The following is a 23,544-nucleotide window of genomic DNA, read 5'->3' as shown; positions in this document are numbered from 1 at the left end:
TCCCAGGATCTCGAGCCGCGCCCTTCGCTGCGGACGTCTCGTGACACCTCACGAGGCTGCCCAGGGTCGCTCCGTGCGGGCTTGGCTCCGCGGCGTGTCGGGCGCCGTGCCGCAGGGGGGGCCTTGTCGATGGCCGAGCGGGATTAGTCCATGAGGGTGACCCGGCCGCTGAAGCCCGCTCGACAAGGGGATGAGGCGTGCGAGGCGAGCTCCGCGCCAGTAGACGAACAGCGTGTCGTATCCCGCGGGTCAGCGTCCCGTTGCCGCGGCATCCGGGCAGCCGCGGCACGGTGAAGACGAGGTGGCGGAGGGTCGAACCCGCCTGGATGAAACGGGTGACACCTACACAGTCGCTTGAGCGAAAGCAAGCTCCCCCGGAGCGCTCCGTGGTCCACGATGCAGGCGGCGGCGTAGCGCGAGCAGGAGGGCTCGAACCGACAGACCGGGCCCATCACCGCCACGATGAGCCTGGAGAGCGTCATCTGGTAGGCGCGGATCAGCGCGAGGAGGAGCGTCGCCAGCATGCGGTGAGCCGTGAGAGAGCGAGGAGCTTGGGGCCCAGCGCACCACGGCGCAAGGTATGCCGCGCCATCTTCCTTCTAGCCGTCGGTCTGGTCTGGCGCGTCTGGCGCGGGCGCCGGCGGATCGCCTGCGCTGCGCTCGGCCATGACCTCCGTTCGCGCGCGCGGCGCGGCGGTGAGCGCCTCCCTCGCCCGGCGGCGGAGCACCGGAACCACGCCACGAAGCTCCGCGAGGACGTCATCGAGAACGAGCGAGCCGGCGCCAGTGCGGAGGATCACCACGATATCGACGTGCTCCGGGAAGAGCTCCGGAAATCTCCGGAACGCCTCCCTGAGCAGGCGCTTCGCGCGGTTGCGCGCCACGGCGCCGCCCACCTTGCGTGAGGCGACGAGGCCCAGGCGAGGCGCGCTGGACAGGACAGGCGCGGCAGCGCGCTTCGTGCCGCGGGGGGCCCCGCCGCGAGCAGTTCCCTCGGTGGGGGCCGCGACGAGGATCAGCAGGTGGCGGGTGCTGACGCGATGGCCACCGTTCTGGATGCGGACGAATTCTGCCCGCCTGCGAATGCGGCGCTCGCGCGGGAACGAGGAGGAGGGCGCCGACGAGCGCGGGTGCGCTGGCGCCATCACCGCCGCGTTACTTCTTGTAGATGGTGGGCGCGAGCCGGGCCCGGCCCTTGCGGCGCCGGTTGTTGATGACCTTGCGACCGCCGGCGGTCGCCATACGCGCACGGAAGCCGTGGGTCCGGGCGCGGCGGGTGTTATGGGGCTGGTAGGTGCGCTTCATGGCTGGTGGTCCCTCGGTCTGGACCGCAAACGGCGGCATCCTGGCCGCACGTCAAGCGGGCGCGCAAGAAAGCACGGCATTTGGCCCAGGTCAACACCAGACGACGTGGTGGTGCGTGGTGACGCGCAGTTTGACGCGCGGTTACGCGCCTTGCCCAGGTTCGCCGTTCTCTCTCACCTTTCTAGAGGCCTGGGTTAGCGTGTAGCCTCCGATCGACCGCAACGGCCGTTCAAAAGCGGGTCACAGGAGGGAATTTGACGCGCACCGGAGGACATGAGGGGGAAAAGCAGCACGCGCCCGCACGGGGCGTCAAGCGACGCGCGCTGGCGGCTGCTGCGGCGGGAGCCTTGTTCTTGAGCGCGCTCCCCGGGAGCGCTCAGACCAGAACGTTCTACCTGGACCGGCTCTACATGGCCGGCGCTCCCGACGACTCGATCGCGCTCTGGCGACCGCAAGTGGCGCCGGAGACGCGCTTCTTCGGGCAGTTCGGGCTCGGCCTCGGCCTCAATCCCTTCCGGGTCGAGAACATGCTGAACGACGAGCAGGCCGCGGGGCGGTTCAGCAGGGAACACGGCTCGCCGGTGTCGTCGCAGCTCATCGGCTACTTCAACGGGGGCGTCGAGCTGCTCGACCGCTTCTCGCTCCAGGTGGGGCTGCCGATCATCGCCCTCCAGACGAGCAACCCGACGAACGACCCGAGCGTCGCCGGCGCAGAGGACGCGGCGAGCCCGGCGACCGCCGCGTTCATGGACATCCGGCTCGACGGGCGGGCGATCCTCTACCGCACCGAGGATCGCTTCTTCAAGCTGGGCGCCAACGTGACGGCGTGGGTGCCTACCGGCAGCAAGCTCTCGTTCTCGGGCGACAACGCCGCGAGCACGATGATCGGGCTCTCGGGTGAGATCGATCTCAAATCGATGTTCTTCGTCCTGAACACCGGGGTGCACTTCCGTCCGTACTCATCGCTCAACGACTTCGCCGTGACGAACGAGTGGCGGTGGGGGGTCGGCGGCTTCCTGCCGCTGCGGAACGGGGCGCTGCGGCTCGGCGCGCAGATCTTCGGATCGACGGGCCTCGGCCGCGGCACGACGTTCACCGGCGACAACACGCCGCTGGAGTGGATGGCCGAGGGGCGGCTCGCGCTCGATCAGCGGAAGAAGGGGTGGCTCGGGGTCGGCGCCGGAACGCGGCTGTCGGGCGGCTACGCGCCGGATTTCCGGATGGTCGGCGTCGTCGGCTACTCGTTCGGCATCAAGGATGTCGAGCCCGCGTCTCCTGACAGGCGCTTCCAGGCGGTCCCGCCCCGCGCCGCGGATACGGACAAGGACGGGCTCCCGGACGACATCGATCTCTGCCCGACCGATCCCGAGGACGGCAAGCCGCCGAACCCCGACGACGGCTGCCCGGCGCTGCCCGATCGCGACGGCGACGGCATCCCCGACATCAGCGACAAGTGCCCGGATCAGCCCGAGGACTTCGACAAGATCAACGACGCCGACGGTTGCCCGGAGGACGACGCCGACGAGGACAGCATCCCGGACGCGAAGGACGCCTGCCCCAAGGAGCCGGGCCAGCCGAGCCCCGATCCGACGAAGAACGGCTGCCCGCAGTTCATCCGTCGCATCACGGGGTCGAGCGAGATCCAGATCCTGAAGCAGGTGCAGTTCGCGACCGGCAGCGCGAGGATCTTGCCGAACAGCTACAGCATCCTGGACGAGGTCGTCCGGCTCCTCAAGGTGAACCCCGAGATCACGCTCGTCGCGATCGAGGGCCACACCGACAACCGGGGCTCGGACCAGCTCAACGAGAAGCTCTCGAACGATCGCGCTCACTCGGTCCGGACTTACCTGATCGAGCGGGGCGGCATCGATCCCGCCCGGCTCACGGCGGCGGGCTTTGGTCCGAAGCGGCCGATCGACGACAACAACACCGAGGCCGGGCGCCAGAAGAACCGGCGCGTCGAGTTCCACATCCGCGAGAGCAACACGGGCGGGAACAAGGCAGACGGCGACAAGGGTGGCGGCACCGTCACGCCGTAGATGGCCCATCCGGGCGGCGCGCGCGGGAGCCCTGCTGTGCATGGCGCTCTCGCCGGCGTGCCGCCCTGAGCAGGGCACGCCGTACCGTTGCAGCTGCACCTTCGTCACGGATTTCGACGACGACTCGAGGCTCGACGTGGAGGTCTGCGCTCCGAGCGACGCCCGCGCCGAAGGCGTCGGACGTGGATGCGCGCAGACCCACGCGCCGGGCCCGGTGTCCGGATGCACCTGCGAAAGCGCCCCGGATCGCGGCCCGTGCGAGCTCGGCGCGTGCCGCGTTACCCCAGCAGCGCCCTGAGGTCGGCCGGCGTCGTGACGGGCGCCGAGCACGTCCGCCCGCGACACGCGTAGGCGACCACCCCGCCAGGGTGCGCGGCCTTGCCCTCGGCGACGACCTTCACCGCCGCGGCGCTCTCCGGCCGAGCCGGATCCACGATCACGATCGCCCGGTTCGGCAGGTACGCCTTGAACGCCTCGCGCGCGAGATCGGTAGCCGGCGCCGAGCCCGCCTCGCCGACCACGACGACCGTCACTGCACCGCGCGTCAGGCGGTCGAGCACGCACACGGTCTGGCCGAGACCGAAGGCGTTCTCGAGCGCTGTCGGCGCGAGGACGCCCAGCTGCCGCTCTGCCGGTGGGAGGTAACGCTCGTCGGCGATCTCGGAGAGGCGCAGGCAGAGGAGCGCCGCCATCGAGGCGGCCGAGGGCGCGGCCTGGTCGTAGATGTCCTGCGTGCGCGCGATCAGCGCGTCGCCGTCGTCCGGCGTGAAGAAGAACCCGGGCGCGGCCTCGTCCCAGTGGTGCGCGATCATCGCGTCGGCGATCGCGCGCGCGGCGTCGACGTAGCGCGGGTCGGAGGTGGCCTCGTACAGGTCGAGGGCCGCGTTCCCGACGTACGCCTGGTCGTCGAGGAACCCTGGCCGGACGTCGCCCACGGCCGCCCCGGAGCCGCCGCGCTCGCTCGTCGCGCCCGCGGGCGCGCCGTCCTTGAGATAGCGGCCGACGCGGCCGCCGCGGATGAGCTTCCGCTCGATCAGCGCGAAGGCGCGCGCCGCGGCGTCGACCCAGGCGGGCTCGTCCAGCGCGCGGCCGGCGTCGGCGAGCGCCCCGATGAGCAACCCGTTCCAGCTCGCGAGCACCTTGTCGTCGCGCGCCGGTCGAGGCCTCGCGTCGCGCGCCGCGAGCATCGCGACCCTGGCGCGCGCGAGCGCGTCGCGGCACCGATCGAGGTGGGTCGAGGAGCCACCTCCCGCGCCGTCGTCGATGACCGCCGCGGCCTGATCGAGCGTGCGGTGCTGCGAGAGCACCGTCGCGCCGCTTTCCTCGAAGTTGCCCTCCTCGCTGATGCCGAAGACGAGGCGGGCCACGTCGTACGCGAGCTGATCCTCGCCGACGGCGTCGCGGAGCTGATCGAGCGTCCACACGAAGAACTTGCCCTCGCACCCCTCCGAGTCGGCGTCCTGCGACGCGTAGAAGCCGCCCTCCGGGTCGCGCATCTCGGCGAACAGGTAGCCGACGATCTCGCGCGCCGTCTCGGCGTAGATCGGCTTCTTGAAGGCGCGGAACCCGTCGGCGTAGAGGCGCAGGAGCAGCGCGTTGTCGTAGAGCATCTTCTCGAAGTGGGGCACGAGCCAGCGCTCGTCCGTCGAGTAGCGGTGGAAGCCGCCGCGCAGGTGATCCCAGATGCCGCCGTCCCGCATCCTGTCCAGCGTGAGCTCGACGCCCTCCGCCGCGACGCGGTCGCCCTCCAGCACGCCGCGGCGGAGCAGCACGTCGAGCGCCATCGTGTTCGGGAACTTCGGCCGCGATCCGATGCCGCCGTGGCGGGGGTCGAGGCGCGCGAGCAGCTGCCGCGACGCGCGCCGGAGCAGATCGGACGACGCGGGCTCGACGACGCCTGCGGCGCGGGCCGGCGCGCGCTGCGCGCGCTCGATGGCCTCGGTGATCTCCTGCGCCTGCTGCTCGACGTCGTCGCGCCGGTTCCTGAAGGCGTCGGCGATCTTGGCGAGCACCTTCGGGAAGCCGGGCATGCCGAGCGCGTCCTTCGGCGGGAAGTACGTGCCCGCGAAGAAGGGGCGCTGGTCCGGGGTGAGGAACACCGTCAGCGGCCAGCCGCCGCTCCGGCCCATGAGCTGCACGACGAGCTGGTAGATGTGGTCGAGATCGGGCCGCTCTTCCCGGTCGACCTTGATGTTCACGAAGAGGTCGTTCATGTGCCGGGCGATCGCCTCGTCCTCGAACGACTCGCGCTCCATCACGTGGCACCAGTGGCAGGCGGCGTAGCCGATGGACAGGAGGATCGGCTTGTCCTCTCGGCGCGCAAGATCGAGCGCCTCGGCGCCCCACGGGTACCACGCGACCGGGTTGTGCGCGTGCTGCAGGAGGTACGGCGACGACTCGCTCGCGAGCCTGTTCTTGTGGGCTGCCATGGGCCCCACGTAGAGCCGGGCGCGGGGGGCCGCCAGCCGTCCGCCAGCCGTGGCGCGGTCGCCGGCGCTACGCCCGCGCCAGCACCAGCGCGCAGTTGTGTCCGCCGAAGCCCGCCGAGCACTTCACCGCGTGACGCAGATCGACCGCTCGCCGCTCCCGCACGACGTCCAGGGTGAACTCCGGATCGAGCTCATCCACGTTGATCGACGGGTGCAGCAGCTGGTCGCGCAGCGAGCACACGACCGCGATCGTCTCGACGGCGCCGGCGCCGCCGAGCAGGTGCCCGATCATCGACTTGGTCGCCGAGATCGGGATGCGCGCGAGGCGCTCGCCGAAGACGCGCCGCAGCGCGAGCACCTCGGCGGCGTCGCCCTGCGGCGTCGAGGTCGCGTGCGGGTTGATGTAGCCGATCGCCTCCGGCGCCGTGCCCGCCCTGGCGAGGGCGCGCTCCAGCGCGAGCGTGAGCCCGAGCCCCCCCGAGTGCGGCCGCGTGAGGTGCTCCGCGTCCGTGGTCATCCCGAAGCCGGCCACGACGGCGAGCGGCTTCGCGCCGCGCGCGAGCGCGTGCTGCTCCTCCTCGAGCACGAGCGCGCCTGCTCCCTCGCCCATCACGAAGCCCTGGCGGCGCCGGTCGAACGGGCGGCTCGCGCGCGCCGGGTCGCCGTCGACGGCCCTGGCGAGCGCCTTCGCATTACCGAACCCCGCGACGGTGTTGAGCCGCGTCGCGGCCTCGGCGCCCCCCGCGACCATCACGTCGGCCTCGCCCGCCTCGATCATCAGGGCCGAGGTCGCGATCGAGTGCGTGCCCGTCGCGCACGCGCTCGCGAGGTTGTACGACGGCCCCATGAGCCCGTATCGCATGGAGATGAGCGCCGCCGCGCCGTTCGGCATGACCCCCGGGATGAAGTAGGGCGACACGGCCCGCGGGCCGCGCGCCGCGCTCCTGCCGACCTGCTCTTCGAAGATCTCGACCGACCCCATGCCCGTGGACATCAGGCATCCGACGCGGGTCCGGTCGAGGCCGCTCGCCGGCGCCGCGGCGGGGAGCGGCGGCGCGCCCTGTGCCCGCGCGCCCGCGCGCTCCGCCGCCTCGTCCTCCGCGGCAGAGGAGCGCTCGATCGGCACGATGCCAGCCTCGCGCAGCGCCTCCACCGCGGCCGCGAGGCTGAAGTGGGTCACGCGGCCATAGATCTCCGCCTCCTTGGGCGACAGGTACCTCCCGACATCGAACCCCTTCACGCTGGCGGCGATGTCGCTGCGGAGCCTGTCGACGGGGAAATCGCGGATGTAGTCCACGCCGGATCGGCCGGCGAGGAGGTTCTGCCAGGTGGTGGCGGCGTCGTTGCCCAGCGGGCAAACGGCGCCGATCCCGGTGACGACGACGCGCCTTCGCATCGGGGCTGCTCGTTGGGGGAGGGAGGTGGAAGGGTTCAGGCGGACAGCGCCTGGGGCGCAGTGCTGCCCAGGTTGGGAGCGCCTGCGAGGCCCTCGATCGAGGTGTCACGGTGCTCGCCGCCGCGCCGCAGATCGAGCGCGGCGCGCTGGGCGGCGAGCATCTCGTGCCGGCCCACGCCGAGGTACTTGAGGATCGGCATGTAGACCTTCTGGATGAACACGTTCCGGTCGACGCCGGCCTCGCGCATCTTCAGGATGCGCGAGTCGTAGTCGGGGACGATCCCGACGCCCGGCATCTCGAAGTTCGCGAACACGTGCGCCATGTCCGCGAGCGTCCCCGGCCGGTCCTCCTCGAGCAGCACCTTGACGACGCTCTGGTAGAAGCGGCAATGGGCGATCTCGTCGCGGGCGATGTAGTCGTAGATCGTCCGCAGGCACTCGTCGCCCTCCGTCGCGGCCCGCTCCCGGTGCTTCACGTAGATGACGAACGTCGCCATCTCCTGCACGCAGCCGTAGAACGTCATCTGCCGCGGCGTGTGGAACGGGAGGTCCCACTTCTTCGCGAAGATCTGGTGCTGCAGATCGTTGAGCTGCTCCTCCGTGCGCTTGCCGGAGCGCAGGAGGTACTGCATCAGCGTGAGCGAGTGCTTCGACTCTTCGTAGGCCCAGTTGGCCTGGAACCACGCCTGGCCGAAGTACTTCCGCACGAGGTTGATGCCGTTCGCCACGTAGTCGGGCAGGTACATCTCGACCGAGCAGAAGGTCTCCGCGCACAGGGCGAGCTCCTCGCTCGCGTCCTTGTTCACGCGCTCCCACGGGATGTCCTGGAAGACGTTCCAGCGGCGCTCGCGCTCCGCCTTCTCGAAGAACGTCATGTACTCCTGGAAGATCTTCTCCTCCAGCCGGCTCATACCGTCGCCTCCAGCCGCTCTCCGACCTTCTTGCAGAGGTCGCCCACGGTGATGAGCTCGACCAGATCCTCGTCCGGAATCATGACACCGAGCTCGGTCTCCATCTCTCCGACGATCTGCATCATCGAGAGCGAGTCGATGCCGAGCTCCGTGATCACAGAGGTCGCGGTGACGTTCGGGAACTCGCGCTTGTCCACCCGGGCGGCAACCGTCTTGAACATCTCGAGCAGATTGGTCTTGTCCGTCATGGTTCAGTCGATCCTGCGAAGCTCGTATTGAGCGAGGGAGCTGTAGTGCTTGTCGAACGCGTTCACGCACGTCGACAGGTAACGATCGTAGTCATCGAAGACCTTGTCCCCCCACGTCGACCGGATGGTCTTCTCGTTCAGCCTGAGCCGGCGGAGCCACTCCGCGGTGGTGCGCTGGTAGTGCTCGCGCCGCGTGTTCACCTGCATCACCTCCCAGTAGGGGTTCGCCGCCTGGATGATGTCCTCGAGCCGAGGGTTCAGGCCGCCGGGGAAGATCTCCCGCGTGACGAAGTAGATGTCCTCCAGATCTTTCCTCGTGCCGGCGGGGAGCCCGCCCCAGGGCGTCATCCGCGGCGTCCGGTTGCGGAGGATGGTCTGGAGGCCGAACCAGGCGCCCTTGTTCGTGAGCTCCCAGGCCTTCTTGAAGTAAGCCCGATAGATGTCGATCGCCTTGCCCTGGCGCGCCTCCTCCGGCGAGCACAGGTGATCGATCATACAGATCGAGATGAGGCTGTCGAACCGCTCGGCCGTCGCGAAGGTCCGGAAGTCGCCGCCGACCACCTCGACGCCGGGGATCTTCCGGGCGTTCACCTCGGCGGCCTGCGCGGTGGACAGGGTGACGCCGACCGCGCGCGTCACGCCGCGCGCCGTGGCCACGTACTCGAGCGCCGCGCCCCAGCCGCAGCCGATGTCGAGCACCTTCTTCCCGGGCCCCGCCTTGGCGAAGTCCGACAGGACCCGGAGCTTGTTCAGCTGCGCGGCCTCGAGCGACTGCTCGGGGGACTCGTAGACGGCGCATGTGTAGTTCATGCGCTCGTCGAGCCAGAGCCTGAAGAACTCGTTCGAGACGTCGTAGCTGACCTCGACCTCGGCCTTACTGGATCCCATCGATGACTCCTTCGACACGTGCCGGGGCGCCGCCCGCGCGGCCCCCTTCGGTTCGCGACACAGGGCCGCCCGCGCGGACCACGTCGCCATGGGGAGAGGGCGTCGCGCCCTCGTCAACGTCCGAGGCGACCTCGAGCTCGCCGGCCTCGAAGCGCCGCTTCATCTCGCGGCGCCGCACCTTGCCGCTCGACGTCTTCGCCAGCGTCCCCCGCTTGATCAGCGCGACCTCGGACAGCTGCACGCCGAGCTGGGCGCGCACGGCCTGGGTGATCGCCTGCGCGACGCCGGCCACGCTCCGCTTGGCCTCGGCGATGACGATCGCGCGCTCGGCCCCCTCGGCGGTGAGGCACGAGAACGCGACGCAGTGGCCGTCACGCACCCCCTCGACGGAGGACGCGATGCGCTCGATGTCCTGGGGGAAGTAGTTCTTGCCGCCCAGGATGATGAGATCTTTGGAGCGACCGCAGAGGTACACCTCGCCGGCGACGGTATAGCCGAGATCGCCTGTCCGCAGCCAGCCCCCTCCGAACGCCGCCTCGGTCGCCTCTGGCTCGTTGAAGTAGCCGGCGGCGACGCTCGGGCCGCGCACCCAGATCTCCCCGACCTCACGCGGGCCGAGCGGCGATCCGCCAGGGCCCGCGATGATGAGCTCGTGGCAGGGGAGGGGGCGACCGCAGGAGACGAGCTCCAGCGACGCGCCGCCGTTCGCGGGCCACGCCTTGCCGGCCTGCATCGCCTTCGCGTCCACGCGATCGGTGGTGAGCGGGGCCTTGAGGTCGCTGAACGTGATCGCCAGCGTGGCCTCGGCCATGCCGTACGAGGGAAGGACGCTCTCCGGGCGGAGCCCCCGCTCGCTGAAGCGGCGGAGGAACGCGCGGAGCACGTCGGCCTGGATCGGCTCGGCGCCGCACCCGAGCGCGCGCACGCAGGAGAGGTCCCAGCTGCCCGCCTGCGCGTCGGTGACGGCGCGCGTGGCGAGGGCGAAGGCGAAGTTCGGGGCAAAGGTGATCGTGCCGCGGAACCTGTGGATCGCGTCGAGCCAGAGCGAGGGGCGGCGGATGAACGCCGTCGTCGGCAGGAACATCACCGGCACGAGCGCGTAGAGCGGCGCGATGACGAAGCCGATGAGCCCCATGTCGTGGTAGAGGGGCAGCCAGCTGACGCCGCGATCTTCCGGCGTGGAGCGCAGCCCGTCGAACATGATGGCGTGGCTGTTCACCGTCAGGTTGCGGTGGGTCACCATCACGCCCTTCGGCCGCGAGGTGCTCCCCGACGTGAACTGCAGGAACGCGAGGTCGTCGAGGGACACGCGCCAGGGCTCGGCCTCGTGCGACGCGTCGGACGCGTCCAACCCATCGCGCGCGCGCAGGTCGCGCTCGAGGACGACGCGCAGGCCTGGCAGGGCCTCACGGCTCTCTCGGTTCGCCGCGAGGTAGGCGTCGATCATCTCCTTGAGCTGCTCGTTCGTGACGAGCACGCTGGCGCCTGACGCCTCGAGGATGTGCTGCACCGTCTCGCCGTACGCCTCGAGCTTGGCCAGCGACTGCGGCGGGTACATCGGGACGGCGACGATGCCTGCCGTCAGCGCGCCCACGAAGGTCAGGACGAACTCGTCGGCCTCCGTCAGGATCAGCGCGACGCGGTCGCCCTTGCGGAGCCCGAGCTTGCGAAGCGCGTAGGCCCGGCGCCTCGCCTCGAGCCAGAGCTCGGCGTAGCTGATCGCTCGCTCCTCCCCGGAGCTGCGAACGAACGTGACTGCGCGGTCGGCGTGCACCGAATTCTGCTGAAGGACTTCGACGAACGTGCGCATAGGCTCTCTGGCGGCTCAGGTCGGCCGGACGTCGTGATCCGTCCGTTAAGGACAGCGGGGGCCTGAGTGAGCGCAGCCATAAGCGAAAATCGAGCCAGGGCAAACAGAAAACACGGGAGTCCAGGGTTTGAGCTTGATTCCGCCGTGAACGCCTCTGAACCCACCGGGCGCGAGGGTCATAGGTGACGAAAAATCGTGCGCAGAGTGCGTCGAATATTCGTCACATCGGCCCCTGAGTGCGAATCGAGGTTCGCGTGGCGCGGGAACCACACCGGGCCGATTGATTGGACCGACCCAGGTTGAGGTTGCCGGCGCCGACCCAGGTTGAGGTTGCCGGAGGTTGCCGGCGCCGACCCAGGTTGAGGTTGCCGGCACCGACCCAGGTTGAGGTTGCCGGCACCGACCCAGGTTGAGGTTGCCGGAGGTTGCCGGCACCGACCCAGGTTGAGGTTGCCGGAGGTTGCCGGCACCGACCCAGGTTGAGGTTGCTGGCACCGACCCAGGTTGAGGTTGAGCAGCAGGAGGCGGGCGCACAAAATGCAAGGAGGCGCCGGTCTCCCAGCGCCTCCCGCTCTCATGCGCGACGTCGCCTGCTACTCGACGCCGTCCAGGCCCATGTGGCCCGCCGCCTCATCGTCATGGGCGTCTTCGCCCTTCTTGTCGTCCTTCTTCTCGGTCTTCTCGAACCTCTTCGGCTCCCCGAGGGCCCAGTCGGCCGACCACGACGACAGGACGTAGATCGTGCCGTCGCCGCCTTCCTTCGTGGCGTAGCGGCTCGACCCCTTCGCGGTCTTGCCCACCTTGACGGTGAAGTCGCCCGCGTTGTCCTTCAGCTTGATCGTGATGATGCCGCCGTTCGAGGCCGCCGCGTCGAGCCCGGTGTCCGACTTCTCGTCGCCGAAGTCCTCCGCGCCGAGGTTCTTGTAGGCGCGCAGCAGGTCCTTCACCTTGGCCTCGTCGAACTTCTCCCACTTCGCGGAGGGCGCGCCCAGCTTGCCGCCCTTGTCGCGCTGAGCGAACGTGCCGGCCCACTTGTCGCCGTTCTTCGAGAAGCTGAACAGGCCGTTCTTGTTCTCGACCGAGACCTGGATTGCGTTCTCGTCCTCGAACTTGAGGATCGACGTCTCGCGCCAGTTCTTCGGCTCCCGCGTGTAGAGGTAGCTCGAGTAGCCGCCCGCGATGTAGACGCCGTCCTGCCCGTCGACGCGCGCCATCTGCCCGCGCGAGCCGCTCTTGCCGAAGTACAGGTCGAGCGCCTTCTCCTCGCCCTTGTACGCGACGACGTGGACCGCCTTCTCGTCGGTGAGCTCGTACTGAGGATACGTGCCGCTCGTCCGGTCGATGACCTCCTTCAGCTTGAGCTCCTTCAGGTTGTCGAGGAGGCTCCGCACGTTCGCCGCGTTCGCCTTCGCGTTGACGGGCTTCGTGACCTCCCACGTGTCGCCCTTCTTCTCGAGCGTCACGTCGGACTTGTCGGCGTTCTTGATCGCGATCTTCGTGACCTTCTCGACGTCTTCCTTCGAGACCCCCACCTTCGGCAGATCCGCCGTGGCGGCGGTCGCCGAGTGCGCGGCGAGCTCGTCCTTCTGCTTCTTCTGCGTGAAGTACACGCCGAGGCCGAGGAGCGCGAGGACGGCGAAGGCGATGTAGATTCTGTGCTCGGTCTTCATGGCTCTTTCACCCGATGGGGCTCTGGCTCAGTCGAGCGTGATGTTCTCGCGGGCGTTCTCGCGAAGCCGCCACCGGATGAGGCCGAACACGGCGAAGAGCGCCGCCGGCAGGAGCGTCAGCGTCCACTGCACGCGCTGCTGCACGGTCTTGCGCTCCGCCCGGTACTCCTCGGCCTTCTTGGCCAGGGTGGCCTCGTCGTCCGTGGCCTCCTGCTTCGGCTTCTCGATGCCCGCGTAGGTCAGGTTCGTCTCGCCGAACATCTTCGCGGTCGCGGCGAGCAGCGTGCTGTCCCCCGCCATCCAGTCGAGGGTGTTCTTGAACGCCAGGATGGTGGCGGTCAGGTACTTCTGCGCGTACGGCTGCGAGAGCATCAGCAGATCCTCGTCGCCGCCCATCCCGCCCATCATCGCCATCTGCGGCGGCATGGGGGGCGGGTTGCCGGAGCGGGCGAACGGGTTCGCGAGGAACTGCGACGCCGAGAGCACGAGGATCCGGCCCTTGTCCGCGCTCTCCGCGGGCGCGCTGATGCCGAGCCCCTCCTGGCCGCCGAAGGCGCTCTTCAGCTTGCCCTCGACCGTCACCGCGATCGCGCGCTGCGCGTACTCGCCCTTCGGCTTCCAGTCGGCCGAGAACTTCATGTCGATGGCCTCGGACACGTCGACCGTCGTCTTCGGCGTCGAGCGCGCGACGACCTTCATCGTCGCCTCGGGCTGCTTCTCCGGGTGCGGCACGAGGGTCGACGGGAAGGGGAAGGAGAGCTCGGGGAGGCGGAAGAAGCCGGGGAACGACGAGTCGAGGATCTGCTCCTTCTCGTCGAAGCGGCTGTCCTCCTGGAGCTGGAGGATGCCCGGCGCGCGGAACCACATCATCTGGCCCGACTGCGTCTGCACCGGGATGGCCATCGAGCGGCTCCAGTCGAGGATCGCCTCCTTCTTCATCTCGACGCCGTAGCCGTCGAGCAGCTTCTCGAGGCCCCAGGTGTTGAGCGACGCCTTCATCGCCGGGTCGGACGCCTTGAGGTTCACCGCGCCGGCGAACACGGCGAGCGCCTTGTTGCCCAGCATCATGAACTGGTCGATGCGGCGCAGCTCCTTCTCGGTGAACTCCTTGCCCGGCTGCGTGATCACGAGGCCGGCGAGCTCCTTGTTGATCTCGCTGTCGCCGCCCTTCAGGTCGACGTCCTCGAACTTGTAGAACGGGAAGTGGTGCTCGAGCAGCGCGCGCATCGACGGGCCGCCGCCCCGGCCGCCCTGCGACGCGACGAGGTTCGCGTCGGTCAGCTTGATCTCATCCTTGCCGGTCACGACGCCGATCTTGGTGTCGATGGCGTCCGCCTTGTCGCGGATCTCGCGGATGGTGTTCGTGATCCAGAACTCGAGGCCCTGCGCCTGGTCCGGCGAGAGCATCGGGATCGCCTCCTTCTCGCTGCCGTACTTGAAGGCGATGCCCATGAACCCGCGGGTGATCGTGGCCTGATCCTGGCCGGTCTCGCTCCCCTCGCCGAAGGCGGCCTCCTGCAGGCCCGCCTCCTTGGCGGCGGCGCGCTGCTCGTCCGTCTTCGCCTCGATGATCGTGTAGTGGAGCTTGCCGTTCGAGGCCTGCTCGTACTCGTTCATGAGGTCGGTGAGGTCCTGGATGAACGCCTCGTGCTTCGGGAGCCCCCGGGTGACGTAGACGTCGATCTGGAGATCCTGCTTGAGCCCCTCGCGGACGAGGTGGGCCGAGCCCTTCGAGAGGGTGAACCTCTCGGCCTTCGTCATGTCGAAGCGCTTGTAGGCGCCGTACGAGATGATGTTGGCCGCCACGAGGATGGCGGCCACGATGGCCAGGTAGACGCCTGTCTGCGTCGCGGCTTTGGCTTTCCGTTCCATGGTTGGTCCTTACGCCCACTTCCTGCGCTCGAGCGCCCTGAACGAGGCCATGAGGCAGCCCGCTGTGATCGAGAGGAAGAAGACGATGTCTCGGGTGGACACCATGCCGCGCGCGAACGGCGTGAGGCGGGTGTCGAAGCTGATGAAGGAGAGGACGTCGCGGAAGAGCGACGGGGCGTAGTCGGCGAGGTTGTCCACGCCGTGCAGGAAGCCGAGCACCAGGAAGGTGATGAAGAACGCGATCACCTGGCTGTCGGTCAGCGACGAGATGAGGAGGCCGATCGAGACCGCCGCCGCGCTGTAGAGCACGAGGCCGATGTACCCCGAGAGCACCGGCCCGCTGTCGAGCGCGCCGAGGTGCCAGGGCCACACGAACATCATCAGCGGGTAGAGGATCGTCGAGAAGACGAGCACGAGGACGAGCCCCCACGCGCCGAGGAACTTGCCGAGGACGACCTCGTGATCCTGCACGGGCAGGGTGATCAGCATCTCCAGCGTGCCGCTCCGCTTCTCCTCGGCGAGGAGCCGCATCGTGATGACGGGGATGATGAGGAAGGAGAGCCCTATCGGCGCCCAGCTGAACAGCTGCACGAGCGAGGCGCGGTCCGCCTGCCAGAAGCCGCCGTTCATCAGGAAGAAGATGACGCCGAGCGCGATCAGCCCGAAGCAGATCACGACATAGGCCAGGGGGGAATCGAAGTTGGAGCGGAACTCCCGCTTCGCGATGGTCAGGGTGGTGCTCATACCGTTCAGCCCTTCTTCTTGGCGGGCGCTTCTTCCTCTGCGCCTTCGTCCTCGTCGCCGTCGCCGTCGCCCTTGGCTTCGTCGCCGGCGCTGTCGTCGTCCTCGTCCTCGTCGTCCTCGTCGTCGGCCGTCGCGCTCGCCTCGTCCTCGTCGTCGAGGTCGTCGGTGATCAGCTTGCGGCCGCGGTCCTTGCGCTCGTCGCCGCGCGTGAGCGCCTTGAACACGTCCTCGAGGCTCTGCGAGTCGCGCCGCATCTCGAGGAGGAGCCAGCCCTTCTGCACGACGAGCTGGAAGAGCTCGGGCCGGATGTCGCCGCCGAGCGCGCCGAGCAGCTGGAAGCTGTGGGCGCTGTCGCCGGTCGGCAGCTCGGTGACGCTGGTGACCCCGGGCAGACCGGAGAGCGCCTCCTGGACCTCCTGGGCCGTCGGGGGCTTGCGCGCGCCCGACCGGTAACCGTCGCCGCCCTCGAAGACCTTCTTCTCGTGGACGGTGATGACGTACCGGACCTTGCCGCTCTTGGCGCGGATGTCGTCGAGCGGCCCGTCGGCGACGACGCGCCCCTTGGAGACGACGATGGCGCGGGCACAGGCGGCCTCGACCTCGGAGAGGTTGTGGGTGGAGAGGAGGATCGTCCGCTCCTTGCCGATCTCCTTGATGTAGCGGATGACCTCCGCCTTCTCGTTCGGGTCGAGGTCGCTCGTCGGCTCGTCGAGGATGAGGATCGGGGGGTCGTGGACGAGCGCCTGGCCGAGGCCGACGCGCTGGCGATAGCCGTGGGAGAGCGTGCCGATGTCCTTGCCGAGCACCTGGGCGAGGCCGCACACCTCGACGATCCCCTTCATCCGCTTCCTGAAGAGCGAGTGATCGAGGCCGCGCATGTCGGCGACGAACGAGAGGTATTCCCAGACGTTCATCTCGCCGTAGAGCGGGGCGCGCTGGGGCAGGTACCCGAGCTTGCGCCGGACATCGAGCGGGTCGTCGAAGACGTCGTACCCGTGGACCCGCGCCGTCCCGGCCGACGCCGAGAGGAAGCAGGTGAGGATGCGCATCGTCGTCGACTTGCCGGCCCCGTTCGGTCCCAGGAAGCCGACGACCTCGCCGCGATGGACCTCGAAGCTCACCTTGTCGAGCGCGCGCAGCGACCCATAGCGCTTGGTCAGCGAGCTCGCCTCGATCATCACATCGCTAGCCAAAATGACCTCCTTAGATGGTTCCTTGAGAAGCGGAGCGCCCTGCTCCGTCGTTCGCCCCTGGCGATCCCCCCCGCCATGGCCGGCGGGCGCGCCGTTGTAGCACCCTGGATCACCCATTACCCAGGTGAAAGGCGGCGCCATCGTAGCGGCGGGTGGATCTCTGTCAACAGCGCCGACCCGAAGCGGTTGAACCTGCGGTTTATTCCCGGCGATCGGGGCCGCTCCGGGCGCGGTTGTCCGGGCTATCCCCGGTTTGGCGGGATCGCAGCGGTTTCTCCGCGACATGTCGTGCGCAGGGCGGGCTCGCCGGGCGTGCGCGGCGGTCGAATTTCTCCTTGACCTGGGCGTCTGTGTTGGACTAGTTGGCCACACCTCGCGTGAGCCTCATCGTCCAGAAGTTCGGCGGCACGTCCGTCGGGTCCATCGAGCGCATCCAGCGGGCGGCCGCGCGGGCGCTCGCCACACAGCAGGCCGGTCATGACGTCGTGGTCATCGTCAGCGCGATGGCCGGCGAGACGAACCGGCTGCTCAAGCTGGCGTCGGACATCGCGCCGGTGCCCGACGCGCGGGAGATGGACGCGCTGGCGGCGACAGGCGAGCAGGTCTCGGCCGCGCTGATGGCGATGGCGATCCAGGCGCAGGGGGGCCAGGCGCGGAGCTTCCTTGGCCACCAGCTGAAGATCCTGACGGACAGCGCCTACACGAAGGCGCGGATCAAGGCGATCGACGCCCAGCGGCTGCACGAGGCGCTGGCCGGGGGGAAGATCGCGGTGGTCGCCGGGTTCCAGGGCGTGGACGACGCGGGCAACATCACGACGCTCGGCCGAGGCGGCAGCGACACGAGCGCCGTGGCGATCGCGGCGGCGGTGGGCGCCGAGTGCGAGATCTACACGGACGTCGACGGCGTTTACACAACGGACCCGAACATCTGCAAGACGGCGCGGAAGATCGAGCGGATCAGCTACGAAGAGATGCTGGAGCTCGCCTCGCTGGGAGCGAAGGTCCTTCAGATACGGAGCGTGGAGGTTGCGATGAAGTACGGTGTCCCGGTGCATGTGCGGTCGTCGTTCTCGGACGTGCCGGGCACGTGGGTCGTCAGCGAGGAGCAGTCTCTCGAGAGCGTGACGGTGACGGGCGTGGCGCTCGACCGGAACGAGGCGCGGGTGATGCTCGTCGGCGTCGACGACAAGCCGGGCGTGGTGGCGCAGATCTTCGGCGCGCTGGCCGAGGAGAACATCAGCGTCGACATGATCATCCAGAACGCGCCGAGCTACGGCCTGGAGGCGCGCGGCGCCTCCGGCGAGGTGAAGGCCGACGTCACGTTCACCGTCGGCAAGGCGGATCTCCCGCGGGCGAAGCTCGTGATGGAGAAGGTCTCCAGCGGCGTGCGCGCCGTGAGCATTCGTTACGAGGAGGACATCGTGAAGGTGTCGATCGTCGGCCTCGGGATGCGGACGCACGCGGGCGTGGCGGCGCGGATGTTTCAGCTGCTCGCGGCGGAGGGGATCAACATCCAGGCGATCTCCACGAGCGAGATCAAGATCTCGTGCCTTGTCTCGACGAAGTATGCCGAGCTCGCCGTCCGTGCGCTGCACGATGGCTTCGGGCTCGGCGGCAAAGCCTGAGCGAACCTCTGCCACCGTCGTGATGCGCTCGCCGTGAGCGGCCCCCGACCCGGTCGGTGAGGCTGCTCGCGGCGTGTTGCGTTGTGGCGTCGTCATCGCTCCGTCAGAGGTGCACGGCGTCGCTCCATGCGAGCGATGAGGTCATCGGATCGAGCGACGTTGCCGTCGGCTCGGCACCCGTGGAAACGTCCACCTCCAGGGCGGCCCTGCGCGGGTGGTGGACAAGGGCCAGTCCATGGGCGGAGCGCCGAGCGCCTGGCACGAGGGGCCGATCTCCTCGAGCGTGGATATCGTTTTCACGCTGGTCGATCGCTTCGTTCAAAACAACTTCTGTATCCGGAGCTCGCAGCCGGCGAACAAGCGCGCGGCGTGCCCCAGCTCCGGTCCTTCGGGACGTACGGGCAGAGGTTCTCGCCCTCGGCGGAGAGCTGCACGACGGAGAAGGAAGAGTAAAACAATTCGAGGATGTCAAGGGCGAATCGCCGCGCCCACTTCAGGTGACAGAAGGCTCCTTTCGTGAACTGCATCTCTGCTGGAAAAGTGATGCTGTATCGATTCCCTATCCACATATCGAAGGGGCCAATTTCACTTCACGGCCGGCCTGCGGAGTCGGGCCTTCGATGTCCCATGTCACGTGACATGTCACGCCGCTGCGTCAGAGCAGCGGCCGCTTGATCGGATCCTCTGATTAGGTTATCGCTGCCGTGGGGCGGGGACAGGCCTGTCTTCGACATGTATTTAGTCTAGAACCCGCCTCGTCACCACGTCTGCTGGAGGAAGAACAATGACAACGAAAAAGCTCGCTTTGCGCTTCAGGGTTGCATCATCGCTCATGTTGTTCTGCGTCGCCGCGGGAGTGCCGTGTCCGCGGCGTCGTGCACGGTCGCCTCACCAGGCGACGCGAGCGACTGCGCGCCGGGCGAGGCGGGGTGTGACAGCGAGAGCCACGCGACAGACGCCTTCGCCCTGGAGGAAGAGCTCGTCTGCGACAACACGAGCGTCTGCGGAGATTCCACCAGCGGGTGCGTCCAATGCGCGCTCGCAGGCAACTGCTCGGCTGCTCTCGACGCCTGCGGGGTCAGCGACCCATGCATCTTCTACCTGGAGTGCACTACGGTCACGTGCGGGCTGGATCCTGAATGCGTGGCCGAATGCGCGGAGACGTTCCCGGCGGGCGCCGCCCTGGCCCATGCCATATATTCCTGCGTCTACTGCGACGAGTGCCCGAACGACTGCAGCGGAGTGGGCTACGCGTGCGAGTGACGGCGCAGCCCGCGCCGACCTTCACCGCCGCACGTCGCGCGCGACGCGGGCGCCGAACGCCTTGAGCTTCTGATCGGCGCCTGCCGGATCGAGCGGCCGTCCTTGGCGCAGCAGCGGACTCGGCACCCGCTGCTGCGCTCCTTGAGTTCGCGCTCTCCAGGGACGGGACGCTAGTCCTGCGCCATCGCCGCGGCGAAGCGCAGCAGCCCCTCGCCCCAGCCGCCGAGGATGTACGTGCGGTCGTAGAACTCGGGCACGAGCGTGTCCTGGTACCCGGCGACCTGGACCAGGAACACGCGCACGTCGCGGTTCACCCGCGCGCGGTACGTCGCCACGAGCTTCGCCACGTCGATGGTGTGCCCGTTCCAGGCGAAGTCCGCGTAGTCCTTCGGCCGCGTACCGTACAGGCCGCCGTGGCCGGCCTGCATGTCGCTCATCACGAACACCGAGTCCCAGCGCTGCCGCTCGCGGATCGCGCGATCCCAGAAGAGCCACACGCCGTTCTCGGTCGCCGTCCCGATCGTGCGGGCGATGTGCTCCGCCTTCTCGAGCTGCGAGAACACGCTCTCCTGCTTGCGCACCGCGAAGGTCTCCAGCCGGTCACCGAAGACGCCGAGGTGCCCGTCGCTCGCGCGCATCCCGGCCACGACCCCCGTGAGGTTCGCGATCGTGGAGATCTGCATCGTCCCGAGGCTGCTCGTGGTCGTGCCCTGCGCGGAGCCGCTGTTGTCGCAGAGCACCATCACGCGGCCGGGGAAGTACGGCACCTGGCCGAGCGAGCGGTTCAGGCACTTCTCCACCGCGTCGAGCACGGCGCCCGGCGCGCAGCCCTTCACGGCGCGGTAAGCGCTGTAGTACCGGAACGGCAGCTGCTTCCCCTCCGCGGCCGTCTCGACGAGCTTCGGCAGGAACTGGTCGAACGGCACGCCCGCCGCGATCAGGTTGCGCAGGTTGCGCAGCAGCGCCATGTGGCCCATGACCGGCAGCGCCTTGCGCCACGCCGTCCGGTTCGAGCCGCGCGCCGAGACGATCGCCTCCCACGTGCGGCCCGTCGCGCGGAGCGCGCCCTTCGCGAGGCGGTCCACGCTGGGGCTCTTCGGGTGCACGAGGTTCATGACGTCCACGGTCTTGCTCCCCTTGCCCTCGAGCCGGTACTTCGCGAGGGCGTGATCGTCGAAGCGCTCGAGCGCGTCGCGCAGCGCGCGCTTCAGCGCGTTCGGCACCGGCTTGCCGAAGCGGTAGAGCTGGTACGCGAGGGCGACCGCCGGCTCGTCCGCGCGCTTCAGGATGCGCGGCGCGTAGCTGCGCACGAGGCCCGTCCCGCGCACGGACGCGGTGTTCGCCGCGCGCACCAGGATGACCTGGGGCGTCGTGCGCATGTGCTCCTCCTCGCGCAGCCGCGCCGCCTCGGCGAGCGTCGCCTCCGGGTCGGCCGCGAGCGCCTCGTCGATGGCCTTCTCGATCAGCGCCGCCGGCGAGAGCTTGCGCCACTCGGCCGGGTCCACGGCGCCGAGCGTCTCGCGCAGGCGCCGCACCTCCGCGTCCGAGAGGCGCGCGCGGGCGGCCGCCTTCTTCGCCGCCTTCGCCGACGTCTTCGCCTTTGCCGCGTTCACGGCCTTCGCCGGGCGCGGATCCGCGGGCTCGAGGTGGTAGTACATGGGCTCGCCGAAGAAGCACGACGAGGCCGCGAGGCGCAGGCGCTTCAGCGGATCGGCGATGTCGTAGGAGCGGCCGCCCATCCAGTTCAGGTGCGAGTCGGCGCTGCGCTTGTCCTGACGCTTGAGATGCTGAAAGAACGCCATGATGACACCTCCATCCTCGACGCACGCGCGGCGAGGGGTCGAGAGCGGGGCGCAGGTCGAAGGTGCGCCCCGCTCGAGAAAGCGGGCGCAGCGCGGAGGATGGTGGTCACGGGGTTGGTCGTGTCAAAACGAAGGAGCCGTGACGCTCACTGCCGCGCTGCGCCCTGGTGCCAGAGGCGGGACTCGAACCCGCGACCTCGTCCTTAGAAGGGAAGTAACCCCGGATCTCACTGCCGGCGCTCATCGCGCCGGAGAACACCGTCCGGAGTTGTTTTCGCGCTCTAACCGCTGAGCTACTCTGGCGTGGACGCTCGGGGGGTATTGCAGGGCGGATGCCAAGGTGGTCTCGGCCGGTGCCGACCGCAGAAACCCCGGTGAAGCGGGCGGCGGCAAGGGCAGCGGACGTCTCCCGCCGGTAGTGGACCTATCCCATGAGATAAAATCCTAGATGAACCGATAGATCGGGGCGGTCGCCATGGTCCTCGCGTCAGAAGGGGGCGCGCCGCCGAGGAGTGCGCCCGTCGAGTGAGCAGGCCGCGGCTTGGCACAGGGGAGGTGGCGCAAGATGACTCATCTGTCGGGTCGATGCGCCAGATCGGCCAGAACTGGCTGTGCTCGGCGGCGGCACCGGGTTTGCTGGAGCCGCCTCATGCTCACCAGCACGCGGAGCTCCTTCGTCTGGGCCATGTGCCTTTCCCTCTTCGGCTGTGCCAGCGTCGTCGACGGTGGGGATACGTCGAGCGATACGGGCGCTCCGGGCGGCGGGAGCGTCGACGCCAGGCCGGCTCCGGAGGGCTGCAACGGTTATCTGGCGGTGCCGGATCCAGCGCTCGCCGCGGGCTTGCGAGAGCAGCTCGGCCTCGGCGCCGGCGAACCGATCCCGGGGGCGGCGGTCGCCGCGCCTGAAGTGCTCGACCTCGCCGGCCTCGGCATCGAGAACCTGAGCGGCCTCGAGTGCGCCAGATCGGTCGAGCAGCTGTTCCTCCACGGCAATCGGATCGAGGACATCTCGGTCCTCGCGCGCCTGCCGCGGCTCTACAACCTGCACCTGGACGGGAATCGGATCGTCTCGCTGGGCGCGCTCTCCGGGCACCCGGCGCTTTTCGCGCTGTACGCGAGGGACAATCTCGTCTCGTCGACGAGCGACCTCAAGGACCTTGCGGAGCTTCAGAACCTGATCTTGTCGGGCAATCCGCTCGAGGCCCTCGAAGGCCTGGACGGCACACACGCCCTGTACCATCTCTCGGTCGACCACACCGACGTCGCCGAGCTCTCGAGCCTCTCCAGGTTTCCGCGCCTGAACAATGCGGACTTCACCGACACCGAGGTGACGAGCCTCGCGACGCTGCCGGGCCTCCACTCCCTGACCACGCTGATCCTGGATGACGCGGAGGTCGATGACGTGAGCCTCGGCGCGGTCCTTCCGGCCCTGGCGAACCTGAACCTCAACGGCAATCACATCGCGTCGATCGCAGGGCTCGATCCCGCGAGCGTGCCCAACCTGCAGCACCTGGGGCTCGCTCGCAACCCGCTGAAGGACACGTCCCTGCTCGCCACCTACCCGCAGTTGAGGGGGGTGACGATCAGCGAGATCGGCGCGAGCGGCGCGGATCTGAGCTGGGTCACGGGGCTCGCGGGCCTCGAGCGGATCGAGGCGCGCTCCGACTCCATCTCCGACCTCACGCCCCTCCTGAGCGTGAGGCTCATCGTCACGCTGGATCTGTCGGACAACCTGATCGAGGACGCGTCTCCGCTGAACGACGTCGTATTCAACCGCTGCGCGCAGGTCTCTCTCGCGGGGAACCCCGGTGAAAGCTCGTTCGGCAGCGTGCTGGACGCCCTCTGCGCGAGGAATGTCGTGGTCGACCGCTACTGCCTGCCCGCTGCCTGTGACCCTTGCGCGAACGTGGTCTGCCATTGAGCGCCTCGGCTCGACGGAGCTGACCCAGGGCGCCGAGCTCGGGTCGCCTCGCACGTCAGGGTCCCCATCGAATCGACAGGGGTACACGCCACAGCCTGCGGGTGATGCGATATTCAGCGCGCGGAGGGGGCCTCGGCTGCGTGGGCCAGGAGCTCCAGAACCAGCGCCGCGTCGCCCGAGTGCAGAGCGGGGATCCGGAACGTCGCGACCGTGGCGGGCGCTCATCACCGTGGGCGTGAGAGGGTCAGGATCTGGGGTTTGGTAGAATTTTGAAGCAACGCCCAGATCCAGACCTGGGGGTTGCGTCGTGGCGCGTGCCCTGGGGAGGTCGAGACCTCTGGGGCGGGTCCGAGAGGAGGATTCCGCGAGGACGGGACCTTGGCGGCAGGTGCGCAGAGGAGGGCTCGGCCAGGTCGCGACCTTGGCGG

General features: G+C 68.9%; 18 protein-coding genes and 1 tRNA gene. 4 read left to right on the top strand and 15 right to left on the bottom strand.

The features are described from left to right. Positions 1 to 143: 143 nt before the first annotated feature. The 3 genes from yidD to rpmH all read right to left on the bottom strand — a co-directional run bounded on the left by yidD (position 144) and on the right by rpmH (position 1,305). Complete coding sequence (gene yidD / locus ACSRUE_RS35550; RefSeq protein WP_441287460.1) at positions 144 to 524, bottom strand: membrane protein insertion efficiency factor YidD; 381 nt, start codon at positions 522 to 524, stop codon at positions 144 to 146. A 75-nt stretch (positions 525 to 599) separates the two neighbouring features. Then, positions 600 to 1,145 carry a ribonuclease P protein component gene (gene rnpA / locus ACSRUE_RS35545; RefSeq protein ID WP_441287459.1) on the bottom strand — a complete coding sequence of 182 codons (546 nt, stop codon included), beginning with the start codon at positions 1,143 to 1,145 and terminating at the stop codon, positions 600 to 602. A 10-nt stretch (positions 1,146 to 1,155) separates the two neighbouring features. Then, positions 1,156 to 1,305 carry a 50S ribosomal protein L34 gene (rpmH, locus tag ACSRUE_RS35540; protein ID WP_012235155.1) on the bottom strand — a complete coding sequence of 50 codons (150 nt, stop codon included), beginning with the start codon at positions 1,303 to 1,305 and terminating at the stop codon, positions 1,156 to 1,158. A 353-nt stretch (positions 1,306 to 1,658) separates the two neighbouring features. On the opposite strand from rpmH, the gene ACSRUE_RS35535 reads away from it, so the two are divergent. Beyond that, positions 1,659 to 3,344 (top strand): OmpA family protein, encoded by a 1,686-nt coding sequence (locus tag ACSRUE_RS35535; RefSeq protein WP_437768635.1) that lies wholly within the window; start codon positions 1,659 to 1,661, stop codon positions 3,342 to 3,344. Positions 3,345 to 3,622: 278 nt separating this feature from the next. Here ACSRUE_RS35535 and ACSRUE_RS35530 read toward each other — a convergent pair whose 3' ends face one another. The 10 genes from ACSRUE_RS35530 to ACSRUE_RS35485 form a co-directional block, all read right to left on the bottom strand. Then, positions 3,623 to 5,773: a thioredoxin domain-containing protein gene (locus ACSRUE_RS35530; RefSeq protein WP_441287458.1), complete on the bottom strand. Its 2,151-nt coding sequence runs from the start codon at positions 5,771 to 5,773 to the stop codon at positions 3,623 to 3,625. Between the two features lie 67 nt (positions 5,774 to 5,840). Continuing rightward, positions 5,841 to 7,169 carry a beta-ketoacyl-[acyl-carrier-protein] synthase family protein gene (locus ACSRUE_RS35525; protein ID WP_441287457.1) on the bottom strand — a complete coding sequence of 443 codons (1,329 nt, stop codon included), beginning with the start codon at positions 7,167 to 7,169 and terminating at the stop codon, positions 5,841 to 5,843. Positions 7,170 to 7,204: 35 nt separating this feature from the next. Then, on the bottom strand, positions 7,205 to 8,080 hold the full coding sequence (locus ACSRUE_RS35520) for an acyl-ACP desaturase (RefSeq protein WP_441287456.1): 876 nt from the start codon (positions 8,078 to 8,080) through the stop codon (positions 7,205 to 7,207). Next, a complete protein-coding gene (locus ACSRUE_RS35515) occupies positions 8,077 to 8,328 on the bottom strand; it encodes an acyl carrier protein (RefSeq protein WP_437768631.1) in 252 nt (83 codons plus the stop codon). The genes ACSRUE_RS35520 and ACSRUE_RS35515 overlap by 4 nt, the downstream gene beginning before the upstream one ends. A gap of 3 nt (positions 8,329 to 8,331) precedes the next feature. Next, a complete protein-coding gene (locus ACSRUE_RS35510) occupies positions 8,332 to 9,216 on the bottom strand; it encodes a class I SAM-dependent methyltransferase (RefSeq protein WP_437768630.1) in 885 nt (294 codons plus the stop codon). Further along, a complete protein-coding gene (locus tag ACSRUE_RS35505) occupies positions 9,203 to 10,990 on the bottom strand; it encodes a fatty acyl-AMP ligase (RefSeq protein ID WP_441287455.1) in 1,788 nt (595 codons plus the stop codon). Before ACSRUE_RS35505 ends, ACSRUE_RS35510 begins: the two co-directional genes overlap by 14 nt. Before the next feature lie 629 nt (positions 10,991 to 11,619). After that, positions 11,620 to 12,696 (bottom strand): DUF4340 domain-containing protein, encoded by a 1,077-nt coding sequence (locus ACSRUE_RS35500; protein ID WP_441287454.1) that lies wholly within the window; start codon positions 12,694 to 12,696, stop codon positions 11,620 to 11,622. Between the two features lie 27 nt (positions 12,697 to 12,723). After that, entirely contained in the window at positions 12,724 to 14,568 is a 1,845-nt protein-coding gene (locus ACSRUE_RS35495; RefSeq protein WP_437768627.1) for a GldG family protein, read from the bottom strand. 9 nt (positions 14,569 to 14,577) lie between these two features. Then, entirely contained in the window at positions 14,578 to 15,312 is a 735-nt protein-coding gene (locus ACSRUE_RS35490; RefSeq protein WP_437552361.1) for an ABC transporter permease, read from the bottom strand. 5 nt (positions 15,313 to 15,317) lie between these two features. Beyond that, entirely contained in the window at positions 15,318 to 16,505 is a 1,188-nt protein-coding gene (locus ACSRUE_RS35485) for an ATP-binding cassette domain-containing protein (RefSeq protein WP_441287453.1), read from the bottom strand. A gap of 377 nt (positions 16,506 to 16,882) precedes the next feature. On the opposite strand from ACSRUE_RS35485, the gene ACSRUE_RS35480 reads away from it, so the two are divergent. Together ACSRUE_RS35480 and ACSRUE_RS35475 are read left to right on the top strand one after the other, a co-directional pair. After that, complete coding sequence (locus ACSRUE_RS35480; RefSeq protein ID WP_437769860.1) at positions 16,883 to 18,130, top strand: aspartate kinase; 1,248 nt, start codon at positions 16,883 to 16,885, stop codon at positions 18,128 to 18,130. Between the two features lie 861 nt (positions 18,131 to 18,991). Then, positions 18,992 to 19,393 (top strand): hypothetical protein, encoded by a 402-nt coding sequence (locus tag ACSRUE_RS35475; protein WP_441287452.1) that lies wholly within the window; start codon positions 18,992 to 18,994, stop codon positions 19,391 to 19,393. Positions 19,394 to 19,563: 170 nt separating this feature from the next. Here ACSRUE_RS35475 and ACSRUE_RS35470 read toward each other — a convergent pair whose 3' ends face one another. Both ACSRUE_RS35470 and ACSRUE_RS35465 read right to left on the bottom strand, forming a co-directional pair. Further along, positions 19,564 to 21,195, bottom strand: coding sequence for a TROVE domain-containing protein (locus ACSRUE_RS35470; RefSeq protein WP_441287451.1), 1,632 nt, complete (start codon positions 21,193 to 21,195; stop codon positions 19,564 to 19,566). Positions 21,196 to 21,360: 165 nt separating this feature from the next. Continuing rightward, a tRNA-Arg gene (locus ACSRUE_RS35465) sits at positions 21,361 to 21,498 on the bottom strand. 262 nt (positions 21,499 to 21,760) lie between these two features. Here ACSRUE_RS35465 and ACSRUE_RS35460 point away from each other — a divergent pair. Next, positions 21,761 to 23,116: a leucine-rich repeat domain-containing protein gene (locus ACSRUE_RS35460; protein ID WP_441287450.1), complete on the top strand. Its 1,356-nt coding sequence runs from the start codon at positions 21,761 to 21,763 to the stop codon at positions 23,114 to 23,116. Positions 23,117 to 23,544: the final 428 nt, after the last annotated feature.

The organism is Sorangium sp. KYC3313 (assembly GCF_052075895.1).
Classification (GTDB): Bacteria; Myxococcota_A; Polyangia; order Polyangiales; family Polyangiaceae; genus Sorangium; species Sorangium cellulosum_B.
Note: the sequence above shows the minus strand (reverse complement) of the source record. Positions and strands in the feature narration are given on the sequence as shown.

Coding starts and splice junctions, on each gene's coding strand:
- yidD (WP_441287460.1), bottom strand. CDS start 524: ATGCTGGCGACGCTCCTCCTCGCGCTGATCCGCGCCTACCAGATGACG.
- ACSRUE_RS35530 (WP_441287458.1), bottom strand. CDS start 5,773: ATGGCAGCCCACAAGAACAGGCTCGCGAGCGAGTCGTCGCCGTACCTC.
- ACSRUE_RS35495 (WP_437768627.1), bottom strand. CDS start 14,568: ATGGAACGGAAAGCCAAAGCCGCGACGCAGACAGGCGTCTACCTGGCC.
- ACSRUE_RS35515 (WP_437768631.1), bottom strand. CDS start 8,328: ATGACGGACAAGACCAATCTGCTCGAGATGTTCAAGACGGTTGCCGCC.
- ACSRUE_RS35510 (WP_437768630.1), bottom strand. CDS start 9,216: ATGGGATCCAGTAAGGCCGAGGTCGAGGTCAGCTACGACGTCTCGAAC.
- ACSRUE_RS35525 (WP_441287457.1), bottom strand. CDS start 7,169: ATGCGAAGGCGCGTCGTCGTCACCGGGATCGGCGCCGTTTGCCCGCTG.
- rpmH (WP_012235155.1), bottom strand. CDS start 1,305: ATGAAGCGCACCTACCAGCCCCATAACACCCGCCGCGCCCGGACCCAC.
- rnpA (WP_441287459.1), bottom strand. CDS start 1,145: ATGGCGCCAGCGCACCCGCGCTCGTCGGCGCCCTCCTCCTCGTTCCCG.
- ACSRUE_RS35490 (WP_437552361.1), bottom strand. CDS start 15,312: ATGAGCACCACCCTGACCATCGCGAAGCGGGAGTTCCGCTCCAACTTC.
- ACSRUE_RS35460 (WP_441287450.1), top strand. CDS start 21,761: ATGACTCATCTGTCGGGTCGATGCGCCAGATCGGCCAGAACTGGCTGT.
- ACSRUE_RS35470 (WP_441287451.1), bottom strand. CDS start 21,195: ATGGCGTTCTTTCAGCATCTCAAGCGTCAGGACAAGCGCAGCGCCGAC.
- ACSRUE_RS35520 (WP_441287456.1), bottom strand. CDS start 8,080: ATGAGCCGGCTGGAGGAGAAGATCTTCCAGGAGTACATGACGTTCTTC.
- ACSRUE_RS35500 (WP_441287454.1), bottom strand. CDS start 12,696: ATGAAGACCGAGCACAGAATCTACATCGCCTTCGCCGTCCTCGCGCTC.